This is a genomic window from Paenibacillus cremeus (assembly GCF_007786445.1).
Lineage (GTDB): Bacteria > Bacillota > Bacilli > Paenibacillales > NBRC-103111 > Paenibacillus_G > Paenibacillus_G cremeus.
The window spans coordinates 1-10,248 of record NZ_VNJI01000093.1; the positions used below are offsets into that span (position 1 = coordinate 1).

Sequence of the window (10,248 nt, forward strand, 5' to 3'; positions counted from 1 at the left end):
TTCTCGCTTAAATGTCTCGTTGTAACTCTGTCTTTTTTCGCCCATGATTGACACCTCGTTATGTGTTTGTAAGTCCATTATCTGTTTGCGAATAAGAGGTGTCCACTTTTTATTCTAGCTGCAGTTTTTGTTTAATATGCATTGTAGTAGTAGATGTTGAAGTAATCGAAGATGATGTAGTAGTAAAAGTAGTCTTTTATAGGTAAATTAAAAAGGAAGGCTATTAAATGCCTCCCTAATGTTGAACATTTCATATAAACCTTACATTTATCGCTTAGAACCTTTAATAAGTGATATTCCATATAAAAAAGGTCGAAGTCATTCGATTAGGATGTTTTCTGCAAAATGGCAGACTTCGGCACTTTTTAGAGGTGATTTTAATTTAATTGCAAACGGAACCCCCTGGGCCATGTAGCGGACTCATAGAGACTACGCTATAGTCACAAGTGCACTAATCAGCCCAACATTTAATACTCTTCTTACCTCACTGCACCTTAATTACGGTTGGCTTCGCTTTTTCGCCCTCATGTTCTGGATCGAGATAGTAGCTTTGGGCATATTTCGTAAGTGCGTTAAAAATAAATTGCTTTGCTTCTTCTTCACTAATATCTTGATCAAACGTTATCTCAACGCTAAGCGTCTGTGTGGATTGCTTCTCCGTATTAAGGAGATTTCTCCATGTAAGCTGTGATTTGGTGTTTTCCACAGACAAAGCCTCCTTATGTGACGTAATATGTCCCATCTGTTCTCTTGATTATAACATCGGTTTGTTAACGCTGTCACATTAATAAAATTATATAAAATCGGTTTGAATCTTTGTACTCCCAAAAAACATAGGACCAGTGGAAACAATTCTAGCATGGATCATCGATTAATACCACGGAAATAATGGGGAAACAAATTGGCCAGCTTACCATCAACAGATTATGATAGAAATAGGAAAACGCACTAATGACTGAGGTGAATGTTCATGATGGAGGCAGGGAAACAGTTTCTTTCGATAAGCTCCAAACTTATTGTCTTGGTACTCATAGCATTCCCGATCCTGGCTGGTATTGATTACTTTACAAATGTGTCATTTGCGCCATTTGAACAATATAAGAAAATGATTGCTGCAGCGTGGACACTATTAACTGCTTACTGGGAATGGGTGACAGTATTGTTTATTACACCGATCCTTTGCCAAGGAGCTTATAAGCTCTATGCCCCTCTTGCTGAAGAAATCAGACACAACCTTTTCGAAAAAAGAGATGATCCGTTTGTTGAACACACCCTATATTTCTCCTTTGCATCATCTGTATATGCACCGTCCCCCTCGCTGGATTCGTTGGGAAAATGTTACCCCGTTTCGCAATACATTCTATCGGTTTTTTGTCCAAGCATTCAGGGATGTAATCTATAGACGGTATGAATACAAAGAATTTGACCCCACAGGGAAAAGACCATCAATCTGGCAGGTCGTTCCGCGTAAAGCATGGATCAACATATCCATCTATACACTAATTCCCGTATTGATTCTTGCCTTTGAATTCAAACAAAACGGGGTTCACCCATTCACTGGTTATTACATACTGACGCTGCCGCTTCTTCTTGCATTTTTGGCACGATCGGCGGTAATGGTCCTTGCGATTAAGGATCAATAAGATGTAGAGAATTAGGTAACGTCTAGATACAAAGTGTATCACCCATTGGAGGGTAATTCAAAACCAATTACCTCATATATTGGCACAATTTCATGTCCAAGCTTTACCAAAGTTTTCTATGGTCCGAGATTTGGCAGTGGTGGGCCCTCCTGAAACGTTAAAAAGTACTCTATCATATTACTTATAACGGCAACATTATTTACGGAAAGTGGTAAAAAACGGGGAATGTTTCCTTACACGGAAAATACGGCGAGGGCCGATTTGCGCTTGTTGATGACGATGATGCTGATGGGTGGAGATCGCAGGAAAAGCATTTGATGTGGCCATTCAACAAACTGATAACAGAGAGCTCTATGCTGCGGTGTATGCAGGCATAGATTTAGATACAGGTGAGCCTTCAAAGTTTAATTATCGGCATAAATTTAAAGGTCTCGATTCAGATGGCAGAAAAGCGCTCGAAACCCCGCTTGCCACGTATATGAACGGAGCTCCTCGACACTTTGGGAAATGGGGTGGCATCGAGTCTATTGCAAAGCGTATCGGATTCTCCTTGGATATAAACACTTTGCAAATGATATACCAAGGCGTACAACGGCGATTCATTCAGCCGTAAAACCCAGCCCCGCGAACATAAACAATTCTGGCAATAAAAAGACGCAGGGCATAAGCCTTGCGTCACGTTATTTATCTAGCGAATGAAGGCTTCTTCTGAGAAACCTTACCACTGGCGATTAGAATGTATTCCGCATCTCCACCTTCAACTGATGGACCGACGAAAACCTTCGCGGCTTGCTCAACCGGTAAGACCCATTTTCGAGAATCGCGAACGTTCAATGTCCCGGAAATCCCCAGCCGCCTGCTGGCTTTGCTGGATCCGATCATATTGCGGACCTTATTACTTCTAAGACGACGTTTAATCATTTCGAATCCCCTCCAACCAAACTACGAATGGTCGCAAGCAGATCATCGTTTTCCTCGACAATCTCTTGTACTTGGGAGGCATTAATCGTGTGATTGCCGGAAAAATGGACTGAAAGTACATGCTCCCTACCTAAAGGATAACACAAGATATAAACATGGGCAATCTCACGGCGAACGAAAAAGTTCCATTCCCCCGTATTGAAACAATTCAAAACGTTGATGTGATCTTCTTGCTGTTTTCCATCGTTTGCATTGAGCGGAAACGCCTTGCCCCTTCCCACATTTCCACCGACATGAAACAAGTACCCATCGATTTTCTTCCACAGAGCTGCTCCCGTCGGACGAAAACCCTGGGGCGCAAGAATGGAATTACGGATCGCTTCCGCATATGCTGTGTAACGCTGAGTTGGATCCTCGATGGTCACGTTTTTTAAGAATTCCCAAAAGAAGCCCAGCACGCTATCTTTGCGCTGGATTACCCTCTCGCTGTCGGCGATGATATCCTTTCGTTGTACGAAAATGCCTTCTCTGGACACGGCCTCAAGGATTTTTCCGCAGGCGACATCAACAGCTGCAGTGAGTCTTTCATTGTCTGTATACCGAAGGAGATTGAGTCCTTCGAGATCAGAGGGAAGATGAAACGAAGTTGGTGTTCCCTCTCCACCTGCCGGAATGATGCGCGGAATTAGGCAAAACACCCGGCGCCGGCCAAAGCGGCCCCAAAATAGCCCCATTTCAAATAATGTATTATCCCGGGTGATAAATACCAGATCGCCGCGGATATTCGCAATATCCTCTGCAGCAAATATAAATACACCAAAGTCGTTGCTATCAAGCTCAGTATCAAGAGCATCCGTCGTATAACCGTTTGGTCCGAACGTTCCGGCGTACCAAGGATTCACGTGGGTTGCAACCTCAAGTTGTTCAGCGACAGCACGAGCATACGGGATCGCTTCACGAGAACTTCCAATAAATACTCGCGGCTTTCTATTTACGGTCATATAGATGCTCCTTATAAAAGATAAATTACCCCATTATACCAGTATACAAGCTGTTTCCACGTGTTGGAAAGAGCCCATCATAGAAAAAAGGGAGCCCTTCCGCCTTACTAAGGCAGAGGCTTCCTCTCTCTTATCTATTACCCGAAGACTCAGTTTACTCGAGTCGCAGGCCTTCCGACACGGTCTAAACACGATCGCACCTTCCACTTCTTCAAAGGAATCATACGTCTCGTTTGGGGTTGGTTCGCTCGGCCAGTGTATTTGTAATATCCCATCCGCATGCAATCCTCGTACGTCGTCAGACGCGGGGAGCTGTAGACTTTAGTGCTCATATGCACCCTCCTCGAAATAAAAAAGGAGCCGTCTCCCTGTAGTAGGGAAAAGACTCCCAACACCGCCTATAAAAAGGCTTATTCAATTGCTTAATCACTAGGCATTAGATACTCACAGACACGATTCAACATCAATTAACACATCTCCTCTGATTGATTTTATATAGTCACCGGTACACGCGTTTTTGTCCTAGGATTAACCTCCATCGGCAATTTCCCCCCCATAAGGACGTCATCCAATCCTTTTCCGTCTGCGATGTTCCAAATCCAGAAAACCAATTCAATTCCATCGCTTTCGAGAATTTCCTTTGAGAAGTCAATGAGGTTTTTGAACACCTGCTCGTTCTTCTGTTTCTGGCCGTCTTTATCTTTCGTAATAAACGCGTCCGCGTCATACGCAACAACGGCCTTTTTCACGCCCCACTTTTTCAGCACAGGGAGAACATCGCGGTAATTCCCAGCCCCTGGTATGCCAATAACTGGCTTTCTCAGAATGCTCGCTGCATAGAACGCTTTGTGCTCTCCTTCCGTTATTACGACAGAATCGAACGTGAAGATGTCCATGACCTCTTGTCCCTGCTCCGAATGAGCCTGATATGGGAGAACAACGTTAATGTGGTGACTCGAAGACGCACCGCCCCTGCGCATTTCGTGGGGGTTGGCATTGATGTCTAGGGATGGATCAAGCACCTTCAGCTCCGTGATTTGTCCGGTTGAATTCTTCTGGACTTCTACATTTGGACCAGAAGAAAACCACGTGTATTTCTTCTTCTCCTGTCCTGTGGCCATCCGAAGACGGACTATCCGGCCCGTATCGTCTCGAACAGGAAGAAAATACTTCCCGTAGGCATTGATGGCCCAGTACCAATCTTTTTCGTTTAACGGATTTCCGCCTTTGCGTAGCTTCAGGGTAAAACCCGGGATTCGCTCGAGCGAATATCCTTCTTTCAGCAGCGTGTCCACAATGAGTTTAGATTCAGGCCAGGTTGCCGGAATGGAGCGCAATCCGAAAGCATTGATCTGCTCTTTCGTGTATCTACGCTTTGTCATCCACTCTTCAGCGTGCTCCTGGTAGATCGGGCATAATTCCAAAAAGCGCCGATATACTCGATCACACACTTCGGCAGGCTGAGCCGGAACATCCTCAAAAACTGCTTTTGGAGCTGCCGCAGGCTGTATTGCTGGCCGCACTCTCTTTTGTATAGAGTCTTGAACTGGTCCATCATACTCAATTGGAATTCCCATGAGCTCGCAGACGCCGATAACAGCGTCTATAAAATGCGTTTTCGGATCCCAGCAGCCCCATGTCGACCAAGCGTAATACTGAAGGGCTTTTCCCTTAGCACCACATCCTCCTCCACCGTAACACATGAATATACCCGTCGATTTTTTGATGTACGTATCGGGGGTCTTTTCAATGTGATTTGGGTTGGGGCACTCTACCTTAATGGAGCCTCCCCCAGATGTTTTCGTCCAGTGTCCCATGCGCATGGCGAGATCATACGTGTGTACGAACTCGACTGCGTCAATGGTGCTTTGGGATATCTTCGGCATAATACTAACCTCCTCTTCGTCATGAAATTACGGCTAGAAAACAAAATGACCTTGTTAGCCATTGACGTTTTTGCACACGATTAAATAAAGTGTGCATGTCAATACCTAACAAGGTCATTCCGGGTCAATTAATAACCCTTACATATCATCCTGAGCCGCGTGGCGGATGCAATAGGAACCATAAAAGAAGTATGCTCTCAATTTACCATAAGTACCTATAATTTTTCAATAACGAGATGAATACTGTGAAGCGGGAATAATATACATATATATAACTAATAAAAGAATGGAATCTATTAAAACATAAAACCTTTTAGGATAGGTCATGAACAAGCTAATCCCTTGCTGAATAAAGGGTTAGGACCGTCCTGTGAATAAAAATTTAGACTCTCTATCATTATTCACTATAAATTTAGACAAAATGAAAAACGGGTTATGAAATTAGAATAGTAAAGCCAACCCCTCGGCAGGCACTATCCCTCTGTCTACATATCCACGTGATTTATGCACAATCCACAATTGATGTCTGAAAAAATAACCACAGGCCGGCTAATGCGTAGTCCGTTACCAGGTTATATTATTCTGAAAAAATCACAGCTGTACAAAAACAAAGGGCAGCCGGCATCGAAGTACTGATGCTTTGGCTGCCTTTGCGATAAATTTGAGCCCGGCAACGTCCTCTGAATGGTTTGAAGACCGATCCTGACTTTATTGTCAGTTACCAGCTGTATGCCGAATAGCCCCCCGTTACTGCAGGGGGGCTGATTACGATGCGATAGTTTCTTTTTTATCTATAGCCGCTGTGAGCTCGATCAGGAAATCTTCCAAGTAGAAGATTTCGTCGGGCATTGGCAATCCTGGTCGTATCTTTCGGTATGAATAGTATGGATCGGTAGGCGACATTTGCTTCCCGAATCGATCGCGGAGAAGCGGGACAGCAGCGACACATACCTTTCTAAATTGGCTGACTGTGAATTTGTCCTTAATGGCTCTGAAGAACTGAAGCGGACGAGTGTCAGCATACTCTTCTTCATTAACACCCAGATACTCCTGGGCACCGGTTTCCTTTAAGACTTCCATGTAAGTTACATATGTACGGTCTCGAAGCTCTGATTCTAGCGCAGTGACGACGTCATACGTCAGACCAAAGCTCAGAAACATTTCTTTAATTCGGACAACAGCAAAGCGAAGGGTCTTGATTCCTGCTCCGTTAAGAAGGCGAACCAGATCCAAAAAGACCAACCCATTATCTAATTGTTCGATGTCTCCGATTTTATGCTGAAAAAAGAGCATGCGAAGACGCGAGACAGTTTTGCTGTAGGGAACTTTCACATGCGGTACCATGCGGTACTTCACGCCCTCTGTGTGCTTTACGAGGTATGCAGGGTTTAGGGTGCAACGAAGCGACCATTGTCCAAACGCATCCTTCTCTACAGCACTACCCAAGAGAAGGGGCTTTCCGGCAACGGGTTCTAATTTACATAAGGATGTCAAGAGCTCTCGAATCTGGACAGGTCGAGTCTTGTGAGTAAGCGTATACACCCACGAGCCCTTCTCTAAGTTGATCTTAAATTCGGCCCCTACTCGTTCGCCGTTACGCGAAACAATGTACATGTAAAGCTTTTGCGCTGCGGCCGGCAGGTCAGTGAATGCTTTTGTGAATACAAGCGGAGAGAATAGTACGAAGCGACCGGTATCTCTTTTATGTGGTGTTAACTTCCACGTTTCCACGATACCGTCCTGGGAAACCGAAAGAATACCCAGCTCAATAAACTTATGGATCTCTGCATAAAACTGTTCTTTGGAGCAAGGATCTTCGTATTCATCCGACATGAGCTTGTACAATCTGTGTACAGAGCATCCTGTTAATGTCCCTTCGGTATTGAAGCACCTGGAGACCGCAATCATGAGCTGCATCGTAGTCTTGGTCACGTGAAATTTCCGCAGCTGGTGGCTGTTCCGGCGAAACATGATGACATTATCTTGGGAATACGATTTCTCAAGATTGAATAAGTCTGAGAAGAAGGTATAGTCTACCGAGACAGGGGATGTCGCGTTAAAGTTTTTGTTGTTTAGTTTCATGTAGGTTTGAGAATACGCTTCGAACTTTCGCTTAGCTTCTCCCATCTCAGCAAGACCTCCTTCCTATTAACATAAAATTCCTATGAACCACTTTACGGGCTCGAACGTTCGGTTTATAATGAAGCTCTAACCCTAAGAAGGCAAAATTTAAGTAGACCTTGCATCCGCAATTTTTTTGCGATGAAGGCTTGCATTCGGTGCCTCTCCTCTGTTGGTAGCAGAATCGAGAGAGCAGATATGGAAGATAACTTAATTTTGCTTTGGCGAAAATACTTTTGGATGTTCCAGTTGGCGCTGGAGACATCTCGGGTAAAGCTTGACTTTACTCTCGATAACCCCCGTTGGCGCGGGGGTTATTCTTTTATGGCTAACATTGACAAATCTATTATCCTTTCGACAATACCATTAGACTTAAACATTGGTCAATCGTAGTACAGGGGTGGTTTGTTTCGTAGTAGAGAGGTGGTTAGTTTCGTAGTACAGAGGTGGTTCGTAGTAGAGAGGTGGTTCGTCTCGTAGTAGAGAGGTGGTTAGTTTCGTAGTGCAGAGGTGGTTCGTAGTACAGAGGTGGTTCGTTTCGTAGTAGAAAGGTGGTTTAATTCGTAGCACAGAGGTGGTTCGTAGTAGAGAGGTGGTTTGTTTCGTAGTAGAGAGGTGGCTGATTTTAAGAAAAAAATTCAAGTTTTTTTCATTTTCCTCTCATATGTTGGGTATTTTCACGTCGTTAGACTTGTCTCTCCTCTAATCTAACGACACAAATGTTCCTACATAGCCCCAGCTTAATTGTCAATAACAACATATAACTGCCTGGTTCAATTAAAAAGCAGCCGATCGTTGGCCGGCTGCGATCGTGTTCTTATTCACCTATCGTACACGCTCCAATGATGGGCATTTCCACATTTACAAAACAGAGCAACAGAGAAGAACTTATAACCCTAACTTTCTCCAACCATTGCCACATCGAATTGCATCAATCGCGCTTTGATATATATAACCATCGTAAAAGGTAAGATATGGACGATGTTGTTCACCTTGAATATCCGCAATAAAATCACGAGCTAAAGCACTCCACATATTCTGTACCGGGTCTCCTGAATCGGGCATTTCATCTAGAAGCCGCTGTGGTACGGGCAAAATCTCTGGTTCTCTTCCTCCTGCACACAACTTTGATACGGTGTAGCCGTTCGTAAAAAAACCAGTCAAAATCAATGTCCCAGAATCACCATAAAGGGTGATTTGAGGCGGATGAACGGAAGCGGCAATCTCATCGTTTCCCTGAATATTAACAGCAATCTCAGATCCACTAACAGAACTGAAACTGAGCAATGCTGTAAAAGCCCCGTCGGCGTCACAATCACGCCATTCCAGTTTTTCAGCTTCCTCTAGCGTGGGAGTTTTCTGTCTTGAGGTACGAAAATCATGTATATCTTGCAGAACAACTGGAGCACGGTCCTGACACCAACGACAACTGCCTTCAAATTATTCATGGCTTCTCCCCTTGCGTTTATAACTTTTCCTCGAATTAACTCCAAGATGTTGTAGAACTCCCTAAATCATCTCTGTGTACCCTTGAGCCTCTTTAAGCCTTTTTAAGCTTCTTATTCAAACACCATGGCTACAGCCCTTACAGGTGCGCCTCCGAAGCCTTGGAGCTTCAGCGGAAACGCGCTAAGGTACCATCTCTCCTCTGTCAGCAGCTCCTCCGTCAAAAAAAAGCTCCTCCAGAGGCCAAATCTCATTAGAAAGCAATATCTCATGTGGGGGAACGGCTTTTTCGGGGGCTCCCCAGCCCCCAATACTCAGGCCATCCAGGCCTACACCCTTCACCTTTCGTTCTACCAACCATTGAGCTCCCTCTCCGCTTAGGTAAGGCCATTGATGATAATATTCCTTAGTGTATCCGCGCTTGCGGCCCCATCCTGTGCAAAGTAGCACGATGTCCCCAGGTAGAATCCGGTCTGCGTAAGGCTGCAGATGCTGTACACCGATCGGAGAATCCGCCTCAATTCCGAATAAGTCAATCGGCACCGCATCTCCCTGAAAACGTTCGATTGGCATTAGCTCAATGGTTTTCCCTTTCGGAAAAAAGTGGAACGGTGCATCCAAATGTGTGGCTGTGTGTACATTCATGGAAAGACGTTCCGCCGTATAGCCGTCATTAGGATAAAGCGCTTCATATTGGACGTTGACCATATCGTAGGTTGGCCAGCCTGGACAATTGTGGTAGATGGGCTGGGACAGATCAATGATTTTTCGGACCTTGGGCATATCTTTCTCCCCCTTAGGATAATGTGATTAGGATTATCCGGCGAACAGCATAGTTTCCTGCATCACTCAGCAATCCGTGGCCGGAAAATATCGAAGAAAGTGTGATAGTATCTGAATTCAGTGATTGGTCTGGTGAAGAAGCAGGATAAGAATCTCTCCCGCGCCTCTGCGCCTAACCAAAGCGCACATAAAGTATCGCGGCAGCTGGTAAACCTATATGGACTCATCGCATTCAAAACATCTCAATTTTGTCTATGACCATGATCACGGGGAAGTAAATGATAAATCATATTAGAATAAATTTAACCATCAGTTGTCAGAATTCCCCACTTCTAAAGTGGTGGGATGAATGGCAACGGTCTTAGGTAACTTGACTAATACAGCCGAAATCTATACGATTAGATTCATTCAGTCGTATTTAGAGAAAGGTTGTATTATCAATGGATC

At 44.4% G+C, this 10,248-nt stretch carries 9 protein-coding genes; 2 read left to right on the forward strand and 7 right to left on the reverse strand.

Features of this window, described 5'->3' with window-relative positions; translation table 11 throughout:
- Window positions 1–484 precede the first annotated feature (484 nt).
- Window positions 485–706 carry a hypothetical protein gene (locus FPZ49_RS34335; protein ID WP_144855149.1) on the reverse strand — a complete coding sequence of 74 codons (222 nt, stop codon included), beginning with the start codon at window positions 704–706 and terminating at the stop codon, window positions 485–487.
- A gap of 264 nt (window positions 707–970) precedes the next feature.
- Between FPZ49_RS34335 and FPZ49_RS34340 the strand changes: the two genes are divergently transcribed.
- Together FPZ49_RS34340 and FPZ49_RS34345 are read left to right on the forward strand one after the other, a co-directional pair.
- A complete protein-coding gene (locus FPZ49_RS34340) occupies window positions 971–1,402 on the forward strand; it encodes a hypothetical protein (RefSeq protein ID WP_144855151.1) in 432 nt (143 codons plus the stop codon).
- A gap of 533 nt (window positions 1,403–1,935) precedes the next feature.
- A complete protein-coding gene (locus FPZ49_RS34345) occupies window positions 1,936–2,256 on the forward strand; it encodes a hypothetical protein (RefSeq protein WP_144855153.1) in 321 nt (106 codons plus the stop codon).
- A 71-nt stretch (window positions 2,257–2,327) separates the two neighbouring features.
- Here FPZ49_RS34345 and FPZ49_RS34350 read toward each other — a convergent pair whose 3' ends face one another.
- From FPZ49_RS34350 to FPZ49_RS34375, 6 genes are all read right to left on the reverse strand, one after another.
- Entirely contained in the window at window positions 2,328–2,564 is a 237-nt protein-coding gene (locus FPZ49_RS34350) for a hypothetical protein (RefSeq protein WP_144855155.1), read from the reverse strand.
- Window positions 2,561–3,565, reverse strand: coding sequence for a TIR domain-containing protein (locus FPZ49_RS34355; protein ID WP_144855157.1), 1,005 nt, complete (start codon window positions 3,563–3,565; stop codon window positions 2,561–2,563). The genes FPZ49_RS34350 and FPZ49_RS34355 overlap by 4 nt, the downstream gene beginning before the upstream one ends.
- Before the next feature lie 491 nt (window positions 3,566–4,056).
- Window positions 4,057–5,451: a toprim domain-containing protein gene (locus FPZ49_RS37205; RefSeq protein WP_261381760.1), complete on the reverse strand. Its 1,395-nt coding sequence runs from the start codon at window positions 5,449–5,451 to the stop codon at window positions 4,057–4,059.
- 765 nt (window positions 5,452–6,216) lie between these two features.
- Window positions 6,217–7,578, reverse strand: a complete 1,362-nt coding sequence (locus FPZ49_RS34365; RefSeq protein ID WP_144855159.1) for a hypothetical protein — start codon at window positions 7,576–7,578, stop codon at window positions 6,217–6,219.
- A gap of 882 nt (window positions 7,579–8,460) precedes the next feature.
- A complete protein-coding gene (locus FPZ49_RS34370; protein ID WP_144855161.1) occupies window positions 8,461–8,859 on the reverse strand; it encodes a hypothetical protein in 399 nt (132 codons plus the stop codon).
- Between the two features lie 342 nt (window positions 8,860–9,201).
- The gene (locus tag FPZ49_RS34375; RefSeq protein ID WP_144855163.1) at window positions 9,202–9,801 is read right to left on the reverse strand and encodes a cyclase family protein; all 600 of its coding nucleotides are present in this window, start codon (window positions 9,799–9,801) and stop codon (window positions 9,202–9,204) included.
- Window positions 9,802–10,248 lie beyond the last annotated feature (447 nt).

Coding starts and splice junctions, on each gene's coding strand:
- FPZ49_RS34340 (WP_144855151.1), top strand. CDS start 971: ATGATGGAGGCAGGGAAACAGTTTCTTTCGATAAGCTCCAAACTTATT.
- FPZ49_RS34350 (WP_144855155.1), bottom strand. CDS start 2,564: ATGATTAAACGTCGTCTTAGAAGTAATAAGGTCCGCAATATGATCGGA.
- FPZ49_RS34355 (WP_144855157.1), bottom strand. CDS start 3,565: ATGACCGTAAATAGAAAGCCGCGAGTATTTATTGGAAGTTCTCGTGAA.
- FPZ49_RS37205 (WP_261381760.1), bottom strand. CDS start 5,451: ATGCCGAAGATATCCCAAAGCACCATTGACGCAGTCGAGTTCGTACAC.
- FPZ49_RS34365 (WP_144855159.1), bottom strand. CDS start 7,578: ATGGGAGAAGCTAAGCGAAAGTTCGAAGCGTATTCTCAAACCTACATG.
- FPZ49_RS34375 (WP_144855163.1), bottom strand. CDS start 9,801: ATGCCCAAGGTCCGAAAAATCATTGATCTGTCCCAGCCCATCTACCAC.